14 protein-coding genes are annotated in these 22306 nt (G+C 33.5%); 1 reads left to right on the top strand and 13 read right to left on the bottom strand.

Annotation, left to right across the window (positions count from 1 at the left end; genetic code table 11):
- Nucleotides 1–118: 118 nt before the first annotated feature.
- From IPM56_03005 to IPM56_02950, 12 genes are all read right to left on the bottom strand, one after another.
- The gene (locus IPM56_03005; GenBank protein QQS36939.1) at nt 119–2146 is read right to left on the bottom strand and encodes a hypothetical protein; all 2028 of its coding nucleotides are present in this window, start codon (nt 2144–2146) and stop codon (nt 119–121) included.
- Nucleotides 2028–2756 carry a hypothetical protein gene (locus tag IPM56_03000; GenBank protein QQS36938.1) on the bottom strand — a complete coding sequence of 243 codons (729 nt, stop codon included), beginning with the start codon at nt 2754–2756 and terminating at the stop codon, nt 2028–2030. Before IPM56_03000 ends, IPM56_03005 begins: the two co-directional genes overlap by 119 nt.
- Before the next feature lie 113 nt (nt 2757–2869).
- Entirely contained in the window at nt 2870–3886 is a 1017-nt protein-coding gene (locus IPM56_02995) for an AAA family ATPase (GenBank protein ID QQS36937.1), read from the bottom strand.
- Complete coding sequence (locus IPM56_02990) at nt 3856–5019, bottom strand: toprim domain-containing protein (protein ID QQS36936.1); 1164 nt, start codon at nt 5017–5019, stop codon at nt 3856–3858. The genes IPM56_02995 and IPM56_02990 overlap by 31 nt, the downstream gene beginning before the upstream one ends.
- Before the next feature lie 13 nt (nt 5020–5032).
- Nucleotides 5033–5305, bottom strand: a complete 273-nt coding sequence (locus IPM56_02985) for a helix-turn-helix domain-containing protein (GenBank protein ID QQS36935.1) — start codon at nt 5303–5305, stop codon at nt 5033–5035.
- 1298 nt (nt 5306–6603) lie between these two features.
- The gene (locus IPM56_02980; GenBank protein QQS36934.1) at nt 6604–8076 is read right to left on the bottom strand and encodes an SAM-dependent DNA methyltransferase; all 1473 of its coding nucleotides are present in this window, start codon (nt 8074–8076) and stop codon (nt 6604–6606) included.
- Entirely contained in the window at nt 8073–9941 is a 1869-nt protein-coding gene (locus IPM56_02975; protein ID QQS36933.1) for a hypothetical protein, read from the bottom strand. Before IPM56_02975 ends, IPM56_02980 begins: the two co-directional genes overlap by 4 nt.
- Nucleotides 9942–10007: 66 nt before the next feature.
- Nucleotides 10008–11186, bottom strand: a complete 1179-nt coding sequence (locus tag IPM56_02970; protein ID QQS36932.1) for a hypothetical protein — start codon at nt 11184–11186, stop codon at nt 10008–10010.
- Nucleotides 11187–11251: 65 nt separating this feature from the next.
- Complete coding sequence (locus IPM56_02965) at nt 11252–12559, bottom strand: restriction endonuclease subunit S (protein QQS36931.1); 1308 nt, start codon at nt 12557–12559, stop codon at nt 11252–11254.
- Nucleotides 12559–14103 carry a hypothetical protein gene (locus IPM56_02960; protein QQS36930.1) on the bottom strand — a complete coding sequence of 515 codons (1545 nt, stop codon included), beginning with the start codon at nt 14101–14103 and terminating at the stop codon, nt 12559–12561. The genes IPM56_02965 and IPM56_02960 overlap by 1 nt, the downstream gene beginning before the upstream one ends.
- Nucleotides 14100–15512 (bottom strand): toll/interleukin-1 receptor domain-containing protein, encoded by a 1413-nt coding sequence (locus IPM56_02955; protein QQS36929.1) that lies wholly within the window; start codon nt 15510–15512, stop codon nt 14100–14102. The genes IPM56_02960 and IPM56_02955 overlap by 4 nt, the downstream gene beginning before the upstream one ends.
- The gene (locus IPM56_02950; GenBank protein ID QQS36928.1) at nt 15513–18389 is read right to left on the bottom strand and encodes a DEAD/DEAH box helicase family protein; all 2877 of its coding nucleotides are present in this window, start codon (nt 18387–18389) and stop codon (nt 15513–15515) included.
- Between the two features lie 378 nt (nt 18390–18767).
- Here IPM56_02950 and IPM56_02945 point away from each other — a divergent pair, with 378 nt between their 5' ends.
- Entirely contained in the window at nt 18768–19910 is a 1143-nt protein-coding gene (locus IPM56_02945; GenBank protein ID QQS36927.1) for an AraC family transcriptional regulator, read from the top strand.
- On the opposite strand, the gene IPM56_02940 is transcribed toward IPM56_02945, so the two are convergent.
- On the bottom strand, nt 19907–22192 hold the full coding sequence (locus tag IPM56_02940) for a TonB-dependent receptor (protein QQS36926.1): 2286 nt from the start codon (nt 22190–22192) through the stop codon (nt 19907–19909). The two genes, IPM56_02945 and IPM56_02940, sit on opposite strands and share 4 nt — an antisense overlap.
- Nucleotides 22193–22306 lie beyond the last annotated feature (114 nt).

The following is a 22306-nucleotide window of genomic DNA, read 5'->3' as shown; positions in this document are numbered from 1 at the left end:
AGGGGAAGCATTGTTCAATTATCTGCCTTAAACCATTCGCTTACGAAGCAATGTTCTATTCCATATATAAGATATGTTCCAGTTTAACTTGTCCCTGTTCTAAACTTGTTCTAACAATTTATATTCCATATTCTTCTTTACAGAAATCTTCGAGTTTAATGATTTGGGTTTCACTCATCCCTAATTTTTTTATCATTATTTCCCGGATTTCTTTCTTCGACAGTTCACCTTCACTATCATATGGATACCTTAAATCAAGATATCTCTCAGCTAATTCTAATAATTTCCGCTCTTCTAATAAATCAATATTTCCATAGTATACACATGAATTCGATACTTCAAGATTTAATAAATCCTGATTAAGTATGGCGGTTACATCCTGAAGATCTTTGCTAAAATCTTTCGGATGATCTATTCGATCTCCATCTTTAATCAATTTCTCACCTTCAAGTACCCACAAATCCGCTAAGGATATTTGGTTACTTCCAATTTTTACTTTATGTCCAGGAGCGACGTCATTACAAATTTCTATATTTCTATTCCATACATTCCATCTAAGTTTCATGAATAATCTCATTTGTACTGCCCTACTAAAAAAATAAGTATTAGAAGCAATCCCCTTTGCTAATATCTCGGCGCGTAACTTTTCATTCTGGAAATGATCACTATTAATGCTCTTAATATTTGGGAATGCTTTTAATAGTTGACTAAGTATTTGCCCAATTTCTAAATACCCAATTGGAAAACAATCCTGAGGTTCGATTACAATTATGGTATCGATAATTGGTTTTTTATTTGTTACAATTACTTCCATTGTATCACCAATAAACAACTCCATCTTTCTAACATCAATTGTTTCATTATATCCACCCATAATTACAAATCTATCATGAGTAATACTTGAATCGATAGCAAAACACCGCTCTTTTCTATCACCAGCAATACTTAAAAACTCAATACTGCTAAAATTATATTTTTTTTCCTGAACAATTTTCTGAATATAAACTGGCTTATAGACTACAGTATTAGTGATGGATGATGAAATTGCATCTTTAATCGAGTCTGAGTGTGGTTGATAAAAGTTGAATTTGGAAATTGGTTTTTTACACTCATAACGTAATTCAGCTTGTACCGGATCAGCTTTATATCTGTCTCTCAACATGTCTTTAGTGATTGAAGGATTAAATTCAAACGTAGTGTATCGCCTTCCAAATATGAATTCTGTACTTTGACTTTTTTCAAATCGTTCATGAGTCAAGTCATAATCAGTATCATTGGGATAAGCCCATCCAATGACTTTTCCAACCCGATTGGGGAATGATACACTAGTATTTGATAAACCCAACTCATAAAGTTTTGCAGCTTCATTATAAGAGATTTTAGTATCTGCTCGGGATAATTCATCAGCATAAAATTTTAACATATGCAAACCCTCAGGAGCACTTGCCGTACTGTTAAAACTCATTGCCCTTATGCCACCTGCTCCATTTGTCCGTGTAGGAAATTCAATTTCTTTTTTCTTTAAATCAAAATCCAGTTTCAAGTTTGCATAACGTTCAAACCAATTCTCTTTTGTTCTTGGATCAATTGTCAATTTCAGTGCTCGTTTAACGCTATCAAAAAAAGCCCTTCTGGCTTGGTCTTCTCCCACAACTGATATATTTATCAGATCAAATGACTTATCAACTGTATACGGTAATAGTCTTTTTGTTATCCTTGAAAAGTATTCGTGAGGATTTCTTAAACATTCGATGAAATACATTGTATAAGCAGCGTCAATCTCAAGTAACCAGTTCTTTCCACCCTTCATTCCTATTTCCAATACTACTTCGTGAAATTCTGAACTCCATTGACCTGGACTATCCCCATTGATGGCACATAAAACCTCTTTTTGCTTTTCTCCAGGATGACGATCTAAAAAATCTGTAGCGAATGAGATCACATCAGCGATCTCACCGACTTCTCTTCTGAAATCACTATTCTTATCTGTAATTATGTTTGCAGAATTTTCCCATGCCTCTTTTTTTTTATTCTGTTGTCGCTGATAAATCGGACTTGTAAACTCCCGCATCCCATCGATCGAAAAAGACTCTTGCAAACTCATTAAAATTGATGACTGCTGATTTGTACTTGAAGTATTCTTCATCTGATAAAACCTCAGTTCCTCTTAAAAAAGAGGATATTAAATAATTTATCTGTTCAATACCTTGAATTTCAATTTTGAATTTTAGGATTGAATCCAACTGATTACGTATAGCATCTATAGCTTTTATTCTTAGTAAGGAATTTTTATGTAAGTTCGATATCTTTTGGGTTGCTACATTTACTTTTGTTCTGATATCTAACTGTTCAGTTTCGTCTATTTCAGTTTTATCAAAGTATCTATCAAGTCTTTTAACAATTTCCTGAAGTATGACATAAAGATCATCAGTTCCTTTTTTATGCAACAGCTGTATCTCATCCAGGTTCTGAATACTATAAGTGAATGCCTTAAGAATATCGATATAGCCATTGACTATTAGATCACTCTCTTCTAGTGCTCTTCTTTCTACAGCAGCAAGTTGAATTTTCCTTTTAGTTTTGTCACTTAGTTTTTTTTGTGATGTGGTTTTGCCATCAATATGAATCTTTTTTATTCGGCTTACCATTGATGTGCTTTTTAGCACTGGATTCTTCCGAAGAATTTCACGGTAAGGAATATTATTTTCAATTAACATCACAATTTCGTCAAGAGTACTTTTGTCAATTTTTTTCAAATGCGCATCCACTTTTTACTATATCATTTATTTTAATAACGAAGTTTTTACCATTCAAACCATTCAAAGTTTAAATTCTTCAACATTGAGTGGATTGAACGTTTTGAATACTTTTATCCATTAAACTTTTGAGAAAGTCTATACATTCCAGTTTTTACGACAATTAAAAATTGATCAGTAACAAGTTTTTTAAGGAGATGCGATATATTGCTTGTTTTTTTATTGAGCATAATTGCGATTTCCGAAGTGCGTAAAGTTTTTTCAGGATTTTGTTCGAAACAATTAAGTATTTCTTCTCTTTCCTTAGTCTTCACGTTATTAGTTGCGTTTCCAGTCACAAACCAGAGACCATCATTAAAAACAATATCAAAGCTAGTCTCCAAAATATCTTTACCATTTATATGGAGTTTTGTCCCCCTTGAATTCCTTTCTAAAACCATTAAACCATCAGCCGCTCCAAGTAATCCATTTGTCCCAGAAATATCTTCAAATGGGTCTTCACTTTTTAATTTGCGAGTATGATGTAAAAACAATAAACAAATATTATGAGCAGTTGCGAATTCCTGAAATTGAGCCATATGATCATATTCTTCTAGATATTGATTTTTCGAAAATCCGGTTATTTTTTTTGAACTCCTTCCGAGAGTATCAATGATAACAATCTTTATTTTTCTATTACTTTTCAATAATGAATCTAATTGATTGAGGCCACCATCGTTTAATTTCGGGAATTCTGCCATTGTATAAAAAAGCAAATTGGATGGAGCTGAATTTATATGTTCTAACTGAATTAATCTGTTGACTCTGCTTTGAAGTCTTCGAGGACTATCCTCGTATGCTATATAAAGGACATCATTTTTGTTGCAGGAAAAATAAGATAGAGCTCTACCACCTTCTGCGACAGCTAAGCTTAAATTCAAAGCGAGCCACGATTTTCCACTTTTAGGCTTGCCTGCTAAAATATAAAGTCCAACGGTTAAAAAGTCATGTATGAACCACTCAATTGGTGGAAAAATCATATTTTGAAGTTCGAAAGCAGATACTGCTGTGGGAAATTTCCTGAGAACTTCTATATTAAAATCCTCACTATTATCTCGTATCAAACTTTGGATTGTTTTAAAATCGACCATTCAGAAAAATCCTTTATCTCGGTTTTAAATTTTATAATACTAACTTGATTGTTGTTTGTAGTTAAATTCTTAACTATACTTTCAGCGGCTTTATTACCAGCAGAGTCATTGTCAAAGCCAATAAATATTTTGAAACTTTGCAAACAGCTGAGATCTTCAGGTACATTTGAAATTCCTGGAACAGCAATTACAGGATAATTATATTGACTCATGACAATGCAATCGAATTCGCCTTCACAAATTAGAAGCTCGCTTCCCCATTCTAAATTTTTAAGCAAATCTATATTAAAAAATCGCTTGGGTGAAAGTGTGCCGGAACGGTTAACCAGACTAATATATTTCCCATATTTTCCAATCGGTTCTGCATTACTCACATAGAAAAATCTTCCACGAATATAAACTGGTAAATTATTTTCGATGTACGGGATTAGTATTTTATGATTTGAGAAAATAAAATAACCACTATCTGTAAAGAGTCCTGAAATAGCAAGTTCTTCAGTACTGAAACTATCTTTGAGAAATTCTACAACACTCTTTACTTTGTGAATGGAACAGATTGAAAACTTTTCTATGATTTTATTGGTTAATCCACGACTTTCACTTGTGAGATAAATCATTGCATCGATATCATTCTCTACTTTACAAAAATCTATTAATCTGGCAAAAATGTTTAATTGAGATTGTCGATAGAAAGTATATAAGCTATCCTTAGCCATTTGCCGACATAGATTTTCTGGAAGGTCTTTGCTCTCCAAGGCAATACTAAATCTCTCCCAGTAAATATATTCCCCTTCAGCCCCAAAAAATTTTGGTTTTAATTCTCTTCGTGAATTTGGTGGTTTCGATTTACTAATTTTGTTAGTAGATAATTCAGCCATTAAACAGTTGATCGCTTCAGTCGTGCTAACATTAAAATAATGTTCATAAAAACTAATAACATCAAAACTTTTATTACAACCTCCGAAGCAAGTTGCAACTTGCATAGCTTCATTAACAATAAATGAAGGTTTATTTTCATTATGAAAAGGGCAGTGTGCTACATAGTTTCTTCCTATTTTTTTTAATCTAATGAATCTTGTTATTAAGTCGACCAGATTTATTGATTGCTTAATTATATCTATCTTATTCTGCATAATTTGTTAAAGTTTACTTTAGATTTTCTAAAATTTGTTTTTTGTTGAAAAGAAGTTTTCTTCCGATTCTCTTATAAGAGACAGTTCCTTTTTTCATCAATTTGTAAAGCGTCGGCCTGGAAATTTTTAAAATTAACAATGCTTCTTTCGTATTCAAAAATCCATTTTCAGAATTAATTTTTTCATTCTCATCGTCTTTTTTGAACTTTGAAAATTCATCCCGAATAGTCATTTGAACATCGTTTAATAATTCTCTTTTGAATGCAATTAAAATTTCATCAAACATTTTTTATACTCTATTTTTTTTAACAGTTCTCATAGCAAATAATAATTTTTTTCAAAAACATTTATTGCTTGTATTTTGCAAAATTTTTTGCTGTGCAAATTTTTATTGCGTTTAAACTAAAAAATCATTTGTATTCTAAGGTTGTGAAAATTGCAAAATCTTTTGGGAGCTTTGGAGAGTAGTGAAAGTGAAATTCGGTTCTTTAGTAAATGCTTACTCGTTTGTTAATCATTCTATTCTTACAAATAAATAATGCTTAAGTTTTAGAATTGCTAACAACTTGACTTAACACTCTTCATTAACATCGATTCATTTCCTAAAACACTTCCGAAATTGTTTTAGCATTTAACAACCTATATAATGTATGAAAGAAAAGATGTGACTAAAATACAGCGGGTAACAAATAACCAAAAAGTTAATTCTTAGAAACTATATTTTCAGTTAGAGTGCATCATTGCTGCTAAATTATATCCATCTGGCTTGAGATGGTTTATACATTTTAAAAAAGTATGTGCAAGCCATCGGTCCATTCATTTGATCTGTCGAGGATACCGGTTGAAGGAAGAAGTAATAGGAAGTTGAAATCGTTCAATTTCTTTGAAAATATAGTTAATCACTAAAAGCTGTAGAAATGGTTTGGTTGTAAAATAATTTTTTATCAATTATTGTTGTCCCAAATGTGTTTCAGCCTATCAATCCAACTATTAAAGAGTAACTGTTGACCTGAACAGCTTAATGTTTGTCAAAATATTCTGACTTTGCACGAATAAGGGAATAGAGCATTAATTGATAGTTCATCAGGTTTGGAATTGATTATACCTACCGGTATGGTTATTAATTGTCATTTATAGGTTTAGATAAATGTATGCTTCTTAAACTTATGATTACATTTTTCTGAAAAGTCGTCATCTTTTTGTTTTAACCTAAGTAACAAAGTATAAAATAAAAACTGCAGCCTTATTAGCTTATTATTGTTTGCTTTAATTGGGCGCTGCCTGTACGGGGTAATAAAGTTTTTATTATTTACAACCGCCCGTATACTTCGTTTTCCATCCGGTGAAGTATTCTAAAAATACAGAACTATTTTAACAACAGAACCGAATACCGAAAACCTTCACCTGTTAGTAGGATATATTAAAATGAGTGAAGTCAGTTAGTCGCATAGCTGAGCATCCAGTATAGAAACCCGGGTTTGGTGAGCCCGGGTTTTTTGTTTTAGATTTTTCTGCTGAGAATAGAAGAATTATTAACCGAATTTTCTGGGGGGAAATGCTTAGATCTGTTTTTCTCTCAACAAATCATCCCTTCTCATTCCCATTCAACCCCTCTACAATTTCCTTAAAGCTTGCCAAACCGGATTCTATATTTTCTATTATCTCAAGCGCTAGAACGTCAGGATCAGGGAGGTTATCCATATCACCGAGACTATCATCCTTCAACCAGAAAATATCAAGGTTGGTTTTATCTCTTGCTATTATTTCATCATACTTAAATTTCTTGAAGCGTTCTGTTTCTTTTCTCTTAAATCTGTTTTGAGGATTGTAACATTTTATAAAATCTTCAAGATCATCAAACTTCATCTGCTGGGTTTTTAGTGTGAAGTGAATGTTTGTTCTGAAGTCATATATCCAGACTTCTTTTGTCCAGGCTGTTTTTGCTGCAGGTTTGTTATCAAAGAAAATTACATTTGCTTTAACACCTTGAGCATAAAATATTCCTGTTGGTAATCTTAATATCGTGTGAACATCAGTTGATTCAAGTAAACGTTTTCTTACTGTTTCCCCCGCTCCACCTTCAAACAAAACGTTATCAGGAACAACAACCGCAGCTTTACCATCTGCTTTTAACATTGAACGAACGTGCTGTACAAAATTTAACTGTTTGTTCGATGTTGTTGTCCAGAAATCCTGTCTCTCATAAGTTAGCGTGTCTTTGCTTTGTGTCCCATCCTCATTTGTGATGGTCATACTGCTCTTTTTACCAAACGGAGGATTTGTTAACACATAATCAAACTTGGTTGCTGGTGATACCAATAAACTATCAGCTCTTTCGATTGGAGGTTCACTGTTTAAGTCGCCAATGTTGTGAAGATATAAATTCATTAAACAAAGTCTTGCTGTATTAGGTACAATTTCCCATCCACTGAATGTCTTAAACTTTAGAAATTCTTTTTCTGATTTATCCAGCTTGAATTTCTTTTCATCGGAAATAAAATCATAAGCTGCAAGAAAGAATCCACCAGTACCGCAAGCGGGATCTGCGATTGTTTTCTTTGGATCAGGTCTTATACATTCTACCATTGCTTTAATTAAAACACGCGGTGTAAAATATTGTCCTGCGCCGGACTTAGTATCCTCAGCATTTTTCTCAAGCAAGCCTTCGTAAATATCACCTTTAACATCTGCGCCGAGTATTACCCAATTCTCATCATCTATCAATTGAATAAGTTTATAAAGCTTTGCTGGATCCTGAATTTTATTCTGTGCCTTAAAGAAAATCTCACCGATCATTCCTTTTTCTTTGCCAAGCTCATTAAGGATTTTAATGTACTGTGCTTCAAGCTCTGCACCGCTGATGCGTTTAAGACTTTCCCAGTTTAACTTCTTAGGAATTTTTATTTCCCGGTTGTATGGCGGCTTGGAATACTCATCTGCCATTTTAAGAAATAACAAATATGTAAGCTGTTCTACGTAATCGCCGTAACTTACTCCATCATCTCTTAAAGTGTTACAGTAATTCCAAACTCTTTGAACTATTGTTGCTGTTGTCATATTTGTTGAACCACGATATTCTTATTTAAATCAAATTGGATATAACCTAATGGAATTTCCAATATTGTATTTAGATGTTTAATGTAGGAAATCATATCTTCATCAGCTTCCAAATCAGAGACTAAAACAATTGACTTTGCATATTTATTATTTGGATAACAACAATATTCAAGAAGTTGGCCTAACGCTACACGCAAAGAAGTTATAAGTTTTTTATACGATTTAATTTCATAGAAAATACTTCCATCTGATTCGTTTCTTACCAAGTCAATTTTTGTTCCTCCATGAGCATCCACAGCCTGAGCAATTCTCTGGCGAGGATATTTTTGTTGTAACCACAACATAAATCCTCGGAGTATCTGATTATGTGTCTGGGGTATTTCAATTTCTTGAGGACTACTTCTAGTTGGATTTTTTTTAGATTTTTGGGGAGGAATGGTACTCCCAGAATTTGGGTCGAATCCCGATTCACTAATTGTGTGGTTTATATCGGATACATTATCAACTTTGAGTAAAACATATCGAGATGTCTTAATAAATTTATTATTCTTTTTAATTGGGATAGGTTTTTCGAATATGCCTTTTATTTCTTCAGGTTTAAATCGAATAGTTGGATTAATTCCATACTTCTCCCAACTTTTTTTAATTCTTGCTGTTTTAATTCCAACACTATTTAATTGTTCCACCATATCGTCAATTTTGTTCTCTTTGAGATAATATTCATAAACCTCTTTTTGCATAACATCATCAATTACTTCGACATTTTTTAACTCACCAATCCAATATCTCTTATTATCAAATCCATCTATACTGTAAAGTAAGATATTGAGTCTTTTCCCAATATATTTTTTTCTGTATCTAAAGATAGGCTGGAGAAATCCATAACAGTACCCCTTGTAATATTTGCTTCTATCTAATAACCACTCTTCATATCCAAAGCCATAATCTCTTTCGTGACTTTCAGTCTTTGATTTGCCCTCTCTACCAGAAGGTTTTACCCATCCGTTTTTATTCCAACAAATTCTTGCGATCCTAGATTCAATCTCAACCTGTGTACCGAATTCTACAAACTCATATAACGGCATCAGTCTATCGAATAAATTAACTATTTCATTTACATCCTCACCATTTACTTTTAAGGGATCTTTTTTTAATAATTTGCCTATAAAAATAAAGTTCCCCTCTGTACCCAACCTTCTATCTATATTTATTGGATGACCAATCGTTTGCCTAATTTCATCAACATCATAATACCACATTGATAAATCACCTAAATGGTTTTTATGCCTGTTAAGGAACTGATTGAAATTTTTTATTTTATTAGCAAATATTTCCATCGGATTATGCAGGCTTTGTCCCCTTCGCAAGTTAAATGCAATCCCATATCTAAAGTACTTTTCATTACCTATCCTTTCGAAACCAAAGTTAAACTGAATTTCGTTGATTCCGCCATTATGAAAAGAATATTTAGGTTTTATACCTTTCAGATTAAAAAAGCTCTTACTCGTTTTTTTAAGATTATACTTCTTAGCTCTTAATTCCTGTAACAAGGATAATCTACTTTGCCTGATCTGAATTTCCGTATTAATTTCAAATGCAATTTCTCTTATTTTATTCTTTAGACTTCCTTTTTCAAAACTACTTGAATGCGGTAAGTACCAATGTCTTTTATTATCCTGGAATCCATGTGGCAGTTCGTATTGTCTTAACAATTCTCTGATAGGTTTACCTGGTCTATCTCTGGTATCATTCAATATTCCTGCTTTTTCTAAAATTTGATTTGCCATTACAGCTGTCAAATTTTTGATTTTTGAGCTTTCTAAATAACCATCTAAATATTTTGTTATAGTTTTCATCTCTGGCATATGTTCGCCTCACTCATCCCAATTTCCCTTCAAACAATTGTTAAGAATTGATTGTTCAATAAAAACTTAAAGCATTCTTATTTTTTGTACCCAAAACTCTACTCTTGTAGAATCGCAAGAGCTATAATATCCCGAAGCGAGAATAGAATTATCGCGGGATACGATAACAGATGTAACAGAGTTGTTATTACATTTTTTATTAAGTACAATATTTCCGGTAAGTACTCCTTCAGAATTGAGAAAGAAAAGCCCACCAAATGTTTGAGAACTCCAAACATTTGTTGAATCGTCTTTTACCCATTCCGATAGGAAACCTCCTGCGATATATTCATTATTATTTTTTTGAAAAAGAGAATATAATCTAATTTGATCATAACCATAAGGAGTCGGGATAGCATTTTTATAGTTTAAGTTTCCACTACTGTCAGTGACAATAAAAAATTCCCATCCTACACCTGCAAAGCCGCCGGTGTTATTACGTATTGTGGACAATTCATGCCAGGTTGAACCAATAGCTGAGATATTTGTATTAATTAAATTTCTGTTTAGTTCCGTACCATTCCGATCTAAAGTCAATAACCAGCCAGTTGCAGCAGAATCAATGTTTGAACCCCCAAGAAGTTTTAAATTACCACTCGGTTCTTCAGACACCGCATAAATATATGTACGGTTAACCCCTTCAATATTCTTAGTCCACTTTATCGAACCACCGCTGCTAAGTCTCACAAGTTTTGCGTTTGTATTAACTTCGTAAGAATTAATAGGAACTATTAAATCACCATCAGCAGTTTGAATAACTTTTCTTATATCCTCAACGTATGGGAAAAAATCTATTGTTTGTTCCCACACAACATTTCCATGCTGATCAGTCTTTAAAATATATGCCCCTGTCTCTGATTTTCCCACTGCTACAAAACCATTATCATTAGTTTCAATTACTGATTGAAGCCGTGAACCGGAATAAATATTTTTCCATACCTGGTTTCCATTATCATTAATTCTTAAGAGAGCTGCTGAATTACCCTGACCGCCGATTCTGCCGGCTATAATAAAACCGCCCGATGATACTTCAAGAATATCTGAAGCCTCCGACCATTGACCGCCAACATAATATGTTGAATCGAATAGTACTTCATATGTGTTTTTGGGTGAGTTTATATCAGAGTCGCAAGCATTTATAAAAAGTGAGAGTACAATCAATAGTATTAGTACTGGTTTAGAATGAGCAAATAAATAACAGTTCATAATTACCCCATAGAATTAATATTAAATGCGTTATATGTACCCCCGAACTAAAGTTCGGGACTTATTTATACCAATCTTCCTTCAAACGCTTGTTTAAGTATTGATTGTCTTAACGTTTCTGATTTTGCTAAACTTTCATCAATCGCTTTTTCTAAATTATCTGCTTCTGAAAAACGCTTTTCTATTTCTTCTACGATTTGGGTTTGTTGATTTAAGCTGCACAATGGGATTAACATCCCCTTAAGCTTTGTACCATTGACATTTGCTTGACCGACATTCTGAGAAACTACACTCTTAATAAAATCTCGACCAAAGGTTGAGTTTATATAATAATTTAGAAAGTCTGGTGAATAAATATTTTTGGTTACTTTAACTCTAATCAAGTAAGAAGCAAAAATAGATTTAGGGAGATGCTTTTTATAGATAGCGGATTTCCCCACAAGTTCAGCACTGTTGGTCCTGTTAAATAAAACATCTCCATCATCTAACAAATATTTATTTAAATCTGTAAAACTTTTATCAAAGTATTTTAATGATGTGAAATCAAGTTTTCCATCCTGGATATTTCCCATACGTAAAACCGGGATACCTGTTTCATTTCCAATCGCTTTATCAGAAGTTCCATACTGCATCGAATCAATTACTTCTTCCAACTTCACCCATTTCCAACCGTCAGGCAAGTTGTTTCCATATCCAACCCTTGGTTCTGCTGCTTTGGCGGCCTCTTGAATGCCATTCAAGCGCTCACCTCTTGCTTCTTGCGTTAGCTTACCAGAAAATGCAGCGCTTAAAACACTTTGTCTATACAAACGAATTTGTTCTTTTGCTTTTTTTAGAGAAGAAACTCCGCTATCCAATCCGCTAAAGAGTTCTTCTATCTTCTCAACAATTTTTTTCTGCTCTGGGAGTGGTGGGAGTGGGATAGAAAGATTAATGAGTTTCTGAGCATTGACATTGGGTTGTCCAATACCAGCGGAATTACTTTTTATTTGTGACCAGTAATTGTTTGATTGAAAAAATAGATAAATGTATGCAGGTAAAGTCTTATCTAATAATTGTAATCTGATTAAGTATGAAGCAAAAACGGATTTAGGAATTCTTCCCTTGATTAAAAAACTTTTACCTACTGTTGCACCGGTTCTTGCAAAAACAATATCGTTTTCTTTTAATAAATATTTTTCAACTTCTTCCTTAGTAATCTCGCAAAAGGGAACTTCGCTCCAATCAACCTTTCCATTTTGGATATCAGTAATTCTTAAAAGTTTTGGGCCAACTGTTTTTTCCTGTGCTGAAGCTGTGTACCCATAATGAATCCTTTTTGAAACATCACCAAGTTTAACCCAAGACCAGTTGGGGGGTAAAATAGTTTTCATCAGATGTAATATCTAAAAGCTAAAGGTGGAGAATCTTTCAATTCGTCTAATGGCGCAGCAGTTAATATTTCCCCTACATTGTCTGCAAACCTTAAAGTAACAGGGAGTCCATCTCCATAAATGCATGCATTATAGTTAAGCTTTGTTAATGCAAGGATATCTTTACAAACAACTTCGATATCCTTTCTACCTTTTGATATGTTAATAGATAAACAATTAGGAACTTCTAAAGCAAGCGATGTTTCCAACCTTGGTACAAATCCTTGAGTCCATAAGAAGGCTGAATGTTCATTTTGTATGTAAGTCAATCCACGTAATATTGGATATTTATGTTTTCTATAAAGCTTGAGAGTATCCGTCTTTTTTATTGTTATTCCAATAACATCTACCCCTGTAGGTACTGCTTCTAAAAAACCGTCATATTCTTCTTGATTGAAACTATTTTTGGCATGTATGAAAATCTCATTTGGTATTTTATTACTGTTTGGTTCAATTCTATTATTCTCATACCTATAAGTTTTTAAAGCTAATTCAATAATTTCCCTTGCTTGTTTTTTCTTTAAGTGATACACTCCTCTTTTGGGATTATACCAAGGACCGACTGCTCCTTTAAATACAGTTCCATCACCAGAGTCTAAGAACATTTGAGCAGCACAGCAAGCGTTTCTACTGTCTTTAGACTTCTCATCTTGCTTATACGCAAGTCCTATATAGCAAACACCATCACGAATATCTCCTAACTTCCAGGGTCTTCCACCGCTTTTATAAAAGGCAGCTGATGTTAATGACCAAGCTATGTGTCCATAAATTTTATCTAGCTTTCTTTTCATTTGCCCAAAATGGTTTAGATATGATTCTGGTGCGAGAGTGCTTTCTCGAATAACTTGAGTTGGAATAGAATATGGAAGCAATCTAGCTTTAAGCTGATTATGAAAATTAATATCGTATTTATACGGAAGTGCCTCCAGATTTATATCTTCAAAAAAGGATCCCTCCCGAGCAAATTTTTTTAATGAGGACGAATATGATTTCTTTACCTCAGTTATTAATTCTATAGGTATTACAGATTCAGGTCTGCAAAATTGATATACTTCATCTGGAATGACCACCACCCATAAATTAACACTAATGCCATCATCTTTTGTAGCACGAATAATTTTATCTGAAAATAAATTAACTGTATCATAAGTTCCATAGTGTCTATCCTGATTATAAAGTCTCGACTTTATTTCTTTTTCATCTATTGTAATCTCATAAAGTTTGTCTGCTTCCCACTTAATACTAAAAACAGCTTCAAAGCCCGGAAAAAATGGGCGTGATATATTATCTTTGTTGTAAACAGGTCTCTGAATTGAAATCAACCATTTCTTGAATTTTTCTATTCCTTCTTTCGTACCGATAATTCCAGTGGCAATTCCATACGGTGCAATTTTAGTATCCAAGGGTCCAAACAAAGTCAAGCCATCTCTCGGATCAGGCAGTTTTTGGTTATGACCAAATAAGAGATTAGTTTCATCAATGTATTTAAGATTATAATTACTCATTCTTCATTTTCCATATCCGTTTTTTCATCTTCAATTCCTTTTTCGATATCGTCGTCGTCTTCTTCTTCATCCTCATCTGATTCATCATAAATCTCATCTGTATCTATATTTTCATCAACATTGATTATTTCTTTTTCTGGTTCATTAAAAGAATATGCACTATAAAAAGTTGAAGACTCTGCAGATATTAAAATTTTTTCTTCAGAACCAACTTCGAAATAAATAGTGCTATTTCCTTCAGATAAATATTCTATCATAGCTAATAATTTTTCACGCCAATGAAAATTCCACCAATTTTTACCAACTCTTCTCCGTAATGAGTGTTGTGTTTTTTTACTATTGATGAATATTTCGCCATCATTACTAAAGAGAATATGAGCTTTAATTCCTAAACCAAATTCTGGATAATACTTTGGGAAGGAACTTAATGCATAATGCCATGTTCTTTCTCGAAATGTTCCAACTAACTTTATCCTACCAATGCGATTTGTCTCATTGAAATTATTTTTTAAAGCGTAACATTTTTTTTTATTAGCCAACACGTATTCTAAAAATCCCCGTGTCTTCATTTTCTTTTCCCACGCTAATTTCAACAACTGAGTTAAAACATTTTTTGCCTCGTTCTTTTGAATCAAAGTTGATGGAAATGAATCGCTGAAAACGTCTTTAGTTTTTATAATAAATGTATCATTTGGACTATAAAATGCACTCTTAGGTAATTCGTCCATGAAATCAAAACAATAAGCAAACGTTGCTAGATAGTTTGAAAAGCCAACTGCAGGATATTTGAAGTTTTTAATGTCTGTTTTAGAATTAATAAATCGACCAAACTTATGGAAGTTAATAAACTCAGGGAATTCAATTATTCGAAACCAATTAGATAAATATTCATCTTCCTGTTGTTTAACTTTTCTTCCACCAATGTAAACCGTATTCCACCAGTTTGAAACAAAATCAGGACTATATTCCTTATTTAAAGGTACTTTATCTTCTTCTAACTTTTCTAATAAGTCCTGTAGCCCGATTGCCCAACTCTTAGTAAAATCTATTGCAAAAAGCTTGTTAATAAATATATTCATTTCTGAATGTGGCAATTCATCAATCTTTAGCGGAATTACAAAATCTTTAAATTTTTTATCGTCTTTGGTGTTTCTTTTAACTGCATCTGCGACACTCAATTCATTTAAGCAACCTTCGGCTTGATTTGAATTACGAGATGTAATAAATAAAAATTTGATTGTATTATTTCTAATTTCATTTTCTATTTCACCCCAAGTATAATTTCCTCCTTTAAGTTTCAGAACATCAGCCCAAACTTTAAATCCAAGGTTAATAAGTTTCAAAGATATCCACCGAGCAAAATCATTATCTTTTGGATTGGCATGACTAATAAAAATTGTATCCTTCATTTATGCAGCTAACTCTTTATTTATTTCTATTAGGATTTTTTCCGTCTCTCCACCAAACAATTGGTAAAACTTCCCAAGTCCGCCCTCATCAACAAATGGAGAAAGTTCAAAATCATCTTTATCAATTCTTACAGAAGACACAATGTGGTCCTTAATCATTCTTAGCCAGTCCATTTGTTCTTCGGTAAATTGTTTTGGTCCGGCATTACGTTTAAACACCCATTCCTTAAATCTTCTATTCACTAATTCACTGTATGGTTCAAGTGTTTCATCAATTTCTAGTTCAAACCTTATAAGAGAAATAATATCGGTTAACATTCCAACAGTACTTTTGTTTTTTACCTTTTTTGGTTCAACTCTTTCATAAGCATTCCATACCTGCTCTATGGTTAGGTTGTAAGGAGGAGAAAGCAAAGCATCGCGGAGTTCTTTTATCATTGTGTAAGTTAGACTGCGGTTGTCAAGCTGCTCGTCCCTTTGGGGAACTCGTTTCAGCTTCTGAGATTCCGAAACAAGTTCGGAATGACCCATAGTGAGTTCAGGATGACCTTTAGTCAGAGCGGAATGACGAAGTGTCTTAAGAGCAAAGAATATTTTAAGAGCGATTATCTCATCTTTGTTATCATCAATAAACTTGCGGAAGTTGTTAATTATCTCATCCGCATTTTCTTTTGCGGTTGTATCAAACTCGCTTCTTATAATTCTATCGGGATTTGTTTCATCAATTACCTGGTAAATTTTTTGCCTTACTGTTTCTAATAATTCTCTAAGCTTCGGGTTATCAAAAGGTTTAATTGCTGTATTGCTCAATTGTTCGATTGTTGAGTTGATTTGTAATTCAGTAGGTTCAGCATCTGGGGCCAGATTGAAAATCTGTCTTACGTTTAAATCTATTTCATCAGGATCATAGACATTTGCAAGATTAACAGCTACTTGGGTTAAATCTTTTCCGCCTGTAAGTTCTATAATCTTTTTTCTATCATCTTCACAAATCTGCTTATCCATTTTTGTAAGTCGTGCCGCAAGCGAAGACAACACATCTTCTTCGGGCTGAAGAATAACCATCTTCATCAAATCCTTTAGCGGAACGGTTGGTTTCTTATCAACAACAGGATAATCAACTTTAATAGATTTGAAAACACCAACAGCATCAATAATGTAAAATCTTTCTTTATTAAGTTTTGCACTTGGTGTAACCTTAACAAGTTCATCCCTGCTGAAAGATCTTGTTCCCCTGCCTATCATCTGCTGGAAGTAATTACGGGAACGGACATCACGCATAAAGATAAGAACCTCAATCGGTTTTACATCCGTGCCTGTTGCAATCATATCAACAGTAACAGCAATACGCGGGTTGTAGCTTGTACGGAACTGCTGAAGAATTGATTCGGGATCTTCGTTCTTAACATTGTAAGTTATCTTTTTACAGAATTCATTATCCTCACCAAACTCTTCTCTTACAATATGAACAATATCTTCTGCGTGGCTGTCTGTCTTAGCAAATATAAGAGTTTTAGGTACTTCGTAGTTTTCATCACGTTCTGGATAAAATTCTTCCTGCATTACGCGTTTACATTCACGGATAATATTTCTTATCTGGCTGGGATTTACAATATCTCTGTCAAGCTGTGTCGGTGCGTAGGTAACTTCATCGTCAAGCTGTTTCCATTCTTTTTTGCGTGTAGTTTTATTTCTAAGATTTACGTACTGCTTTGCTTTAATCTTTGCGCCCTGCTGTGTTACTTCTGTTTCAATTGTGTAAACATCATACCCAACATTAACTTTGTCAGTAATGGATTGCTTAAGTGTGTATTCACTTACAATATTCTCGTGAAAGAATGCAAATGTACGTTTATCAGGTGTTGCAGTAAGCCCGATCATAAAACAATCAAAGTAATCAAGTACCTGTTTCCACAAATTGTAAATTGAACGGTGGCATTCATCAATAATTATAAAATCAAATGTTTCAATCGGAATATTTAGTGTGTAAGCAACATCAACAGGTTTATCTATTGTTTTGGATTCATAAGGCGAATCATCTTCAAGAGATTCATCAAGTTCTTTACCTTTTAGGATAGAGTACATTCTTTGTATTGTACTTATACAAACCTGTGCAGATGGATCAATAAAGTTAGAACGAAGTCTTTGAACTGTATAGAGTTCTGTGAAAAGTCTTTTATCATCTGTCGGTTTGTATGCCTGGAATTCCTGTTCAGCCTGCTTACCAAGATTTCTTGTATCAACAAGGAATAGAATTTTCTTAGCTCTTGCAAATTTTAACAAACGATAAACAGATGTAATTGCACAAAAAGTTTTTCCGGCACCCGTAGCCATTTGTACAAGTGCACGTGGTTTATTTTGAGCAAAAGAATTTTCAAGGTTTATAATTGCATTAAACTGGCATACTCTAAGTCCGCTTGAACCTAGTGTTGGAAATTTTCTTAATCTTGTTCGAAGAGTATCGTCCTGCTTTAACCAGTCATTAAGTGTTTCAGGTTTATGGAAGTTAAATATTTCTCTTTGTCTTGGCTGCGGATCGCGAGCATCAGTAAAAAATGTTTCCACTCCGGTGGATTCATACTGAAACGGAAGCTCGCTTACTTTACTAATAAATTTAATTTCATCAGAAGCATATCTTAATGTCTGATCGTGAACCTGGCTTAGTGTATGTCCTTCTTTTTTTGCTTCAATAACACCAACTGGTTTACGATTTATGAATAGAATATAATCAGCAGAACCAGATTCCGTGGGATATTCACGAACAGCTATTCCCAAACCGGCAGAAGGATTGAAGTCTTTAAGATCCTGCACAATCCAACCTGCTTGAGTAAGCTGGCTGTCAATATTTTCTCTGGCCTTTTGTTCTGGAGTTAGCAATCAAATTCCTGTATTGATTTTATAGAAATATGATTAAAATATAAGTCTCCCGGAAACTTCTGAGTATAATTGCAGGAATAAAATCATCAATGCCCATCTTTATTATAGTGACGATTTAAAATACTGAATAGAAAAGAATAAGTCTATAAAATTTTTATAACAACCTGCTGTACTAGAGGTTATTGCCTAGTGGACCCTATTTTTTATTTTCTACAGGTTCAGAAATTATTTTAAACCAACTATGTGTAATAACACCAACAAAAAAATTGAGTGAGGAAAGCCTGACTAATAATCGAAGATATATAATTTAATCAAAGAGATATTAAGGTATTTAAGAACTCTCTTTGATGATTTACTTATTCCAATTATTTTTCAAGTATGATTAGCATAGAATATATTCTCTTCTCTGGAAGTACGCTGGGATTACTGCTTGCTTTTTTTCTATTGAATAAAAATGAAAATGTAGTTGTAAACCGACTGCTTGGCATAACACTTCTGGCTTACTCAATTGATATTCTTTATGCACTATATACTGTAACAAATCTGTACCTGGAATATCCATTCTTCATTGGTATTAGCGGACCACTTCCGTTCATTTACAGTCCATCGCTTTATCTATATGCACACCTTATAAGTGAAAACAAAAAGAATTTTTCCATCAAATATTTATACCACTATATCCCTGCGGGGTTGATTTTATTCAGCGGGATAATTGGCTATTTCATTTTTACTGATGAAGCAAAACTGAGTGTGATGGATCCTTATGTAGAAAAAAGTCTTTTTATAATAGTTATGAGGACTATCATTCCGGTTTATGGCGTTATATACCTGTTCTTCAGTTTGCTGGAAATAAAAAAATATCATCATAGGTTAAAGGAGAATTTTTCAGATATCGAGAAATTAAAACTAGGCTGGCTCATATATCTTATTATCGGGATCGCTCTTATCTGGATTCTTGAACTGGTGCAGATTATTCTGATCGATGTTTTAAACAAACCAGAGAACATTGCATACAAATTTATTTACGCTGCTGTCTCAGTTTTAATTTACTTCGTTGCTTACAGAAGCCTTAAACAACCGGAAGTTTTTTCTGAATTGGAACTAAAAGAAAAAGATGAGATACCATCCAATGAATCAGAAATATCTTCATATAAAAAATCCGGGCTGACGGATACTGATTTACAGAGGTTCACAGAAAGTCTTCTCGAATTAATGGATAAGGATAAACCATATTTAGATAGTGATCTTTCATTGGCTGACCTTTCAATCAAACTCGGAATTTCCTCCCACAATCTTTCTGAAGTTATAAATACAAAGTTGAATAAATCATTTTATGACTTCATAAATTTCTACCGGGTTGAAGAAGTAAAAAAAATGTTGATGGATAAAAAACTTACTGGTTCGTCTATCCTTTCAATAGCATTTGAAGCCGGATTTAATTCCAAGTCTTCATTCAACAATATATTCAAAAAAGTTACTGGGGTAACACCAACAGTGTTTCGACGTTCAAAGAACAGTTAGAACTCATACTCAACTCCAAATACAGGAATAGTGTTCCAGCCTATTTCCCTTTCAATTTCATTTTTTACTTCGTTCCATACATAAGCAGATACATTATCCCTGTTGTAAACATTCCAGATACTCAAAAACACAACGAGGTTGGTAGTGTTAAAATAAAATCTCCTATCAACTCTTAAGTTTAGTGAATGATAATCAGGTAGTCTGCTGTTGTTGATTCTGCTTAGATCAATGATACCTTTATTAAATTGTTTTGAAAGCATCTCATCAAACGGTGTGTATGGTGCGCCGGCTGCATAAATAAATCTAAGACTGAATTCCCATTCATTATCCGGCTTATAACCTCCTTCAATATTAAAATTAAATCTGCTGTCATATATCCTGTTCCTCCAAACTCCATTTAGATCTTTGTATTTTGCCAATGAATATGAAGCACTTATCATTCCGTAGTAGTCCTTTGCAAGTTTCTTCTGCAGAATTATCTCCACTCCTTTTGAAAGTGCTTTTCCGTTATCGATCAGATTACTATGTCCGGTAAACATTCCTGTAGTCACTACCTGGTCAAAAAGAAAATCTTTTGGTTGAGAGGGATCAACCGGGAGGTCAGAGTATTCCTTAAAATAAACTTCAAGAGTTAAGCGTGTTTCCTCGGTGATCATCCTGTTCAATGAAAGAACATAATGAAAGGCTTTGGGAGTTGATAGCTTTTTGAACTCATTACTTTGCGCGAGTATAAGAGCCGGGAGATTTTGATAATAAATTCCTGCTGAAGCACTGATAGATGTAAGTGGATCAATTTTATATGTGATAGAATTCCTTGGTGAAAAAAGAACTTTATCTGTATAGTCAAAGTATTCTATTCTTCCACCGAGACTAATAGTAAAATTATAAATAGGTGATAAATGATATGTAGCAAATCCGCTTCCCCTGATAGTATTTAGTTTGCCGGTTGTTGTCGAACTGCTCTGAATGTTACCATATTCATCACGGTACTGAAAAAAAGTATAATTAAAATTGTTAATATCAGCCTTTACTTCCAATCCGAAATCAAATTTATGATTTTCATTTAGTTTGAAGTAATTGATATTTCTAAGTGAAATTAAATTTTCAGTTGTGTTGTTTGAAAGAAACCTATCGCTGGATTTGGTCTGATTTAAATAGACCTCCTGCTTTTTTATAGTCGAGGACACTGAAGTATTTGAATAACCGCTATGATCCCAAAGGAACAGCCAGTTCAAACCAGCTGTGTTGGTCAGATATTTTGTGCTGCCGAATCGATTAAATTCATTTTCGAATGCTTTATCATACGATACATTGTAGATGTCGTTTGCATAAATATCTATGAAAGATAATTTATGTTTATCTGACAGATCATAAACAACCTTAGTGTGAACATCCACATATTCTGGTGCAGGATATCCCTTGGCAAATGTGTTCATCAATAAATCCAGAAAACTTTTATTGGCTGATATCATAAATGAACCTTTGTTCCCATTTATAGGACCTTCATACTGACCGCTGATCCCACCGAAATTCAGATTAGCCTGTGCATCATATTCATTTCTGTTCCCTTCGCGTAAGGTAATTTCCATAACAGAAGAAAGTCGGTCACCATAAATTGAAGAAAAACCTCCGGCGTTAAATACTACGTTCTTCACAAAATCAATATTAAGAATTCCGAACAGACCATCACTCGAACCCTGAGTAGCAAAGTGATTTATATTATTGATCTCGATATTGTCCACATAAAAAGAATTTTCTACTGGACTTCCTCCTCTGACAATCAAACTGTTTTTTCCGTCGTTTGTTTTGGCTATTGATGGAAGCCCGAATAGGATACGACTGATATCACCTGCACTTCCAGGAGCCCTGCGGATTTCTTCAGCAGAATATTCTATTGTACTTACGGGTTTATTATCCAGATTGGAAAAGTAACCATCAGTTACAATAACCGAATCCAACCCAATGGATGTAGAAAATAATTCAGCATCCTGGTAGGTAATCCTGTCCGAACGTATAATAACATCAACAGCAGTGAATGATTCATAGCCTATAAAACTATACTTGACAGAATGGCTGCCAACCAGCAACTCTTTAATCGAATATTTTCCATCAATATCAGTTGAGGTACCTATGTTAAGATCGCTTATATAGATATTTACACCGGGTAATGGTTGTTTATTTTCAGCGTCAACTACCCTACCCATCAATAATCCGGTTTTGATAATTTCTTGTGGCAGAAGCAATGAACTACAAATCAAGAGAAAGAAAAGAAGTTTGATCATTATTTACTCCGTTATTACAAAATTGCGGCGTAAAAATAATTTATAATAGGAGTACGGTCGCTTAAGCCAATGGGTATGGACTGATTTTTATTAATTTGAATTACTTTAAGGATA

It is taken from the genome of Ignavibacteriales bacterium (genome assembly GCA_016700155.1).
GTDB lineage: Bacteria > Bacteroidota > Ignavibacteria > Ignavibacteriales > Ignavibacteriaceae.
This window is presented reverse-complemented; position numbering and strand designations above follow the sequence as displayed.

Coding starts and splice junctions, on each gene's coding strand:
- IPM56_02985 (QQS36935.1), bottom strand. CDS start 5,305: ATGTTTGATGAAATTTTAATTGCATTCAAAAGAGAATTATTAAACGAT.
- IPM56_02960 (QQS36930.1), bottom strand. CDS start 14,103: ATGAGTAATTATAATCTTAAATACATTGATGAAACTAATCTCTTATTT.
- IPM56_02970 (QQS36932.1), bottom strand. CDS start 11,186: ATGAACTGTTATTTATTTGCTCATTCTAAACCAGTACTAATACTATTG.
- IPM56_02995 (QQS36937.1), bottom strand. CDS start 3,886: ATGGTCGATTTTAAAACAATCCAAAGTTTGATACGAGATAATAGTGAG.
- IPM56_02940 (QQS36926.1), bottom strand. CDS start 22,192: ATGATCAAACTTCTTTTCTTTCTCTTGATTTGTAGTTCATTGCTTCTG.
- IPM56_02980 (QQS36934.1), bottom strand. CDS start 8,076: ATGACAACAGCAACAATAGTTCAAAGAGTTTGGAATTACTGTAACACT.
- IPM56_02975 (QQS36933.1), bottom strand. CDS start 9,941: ATGCCAGAGATGAAAACTATAACAAAATATTTAGATGGTTATTTAGAA.
- IPM56_02965 (QQS36931.1), bottom strand. CDS start 12,559: ATGAAAACTATTTTACCCCCCAACTGGTCTTGGGTTAAACTTGGTGAT.
- IPM56_02990 (QQS36936.1), bottom strand. CDS start 5,019: ATGCAGAATAAGATAGATATAATTAAGCAATCAATAAATCTGGTCGAC.
- IPM56_02945 (QQS36927.1), top strand. CDS start 18,768: ATGATTAGCATAGAATATATTCTCTTCTCTGGAAGTACGCTGGGATTA.
- IPM56_02955 (QQS36929.1), bottom strand. CDS start 15,512: ATGAAGGATACAATTTTTATTAGTCATGCCAATCCAAAAGATAATGAT.
- IPM56_03005 (QQS36939.1), bottom strand. CDS start 2,146: ATGAAGAATACTTCAAGTACAAATCAGCAGTCATCAATTTTAATGAGT.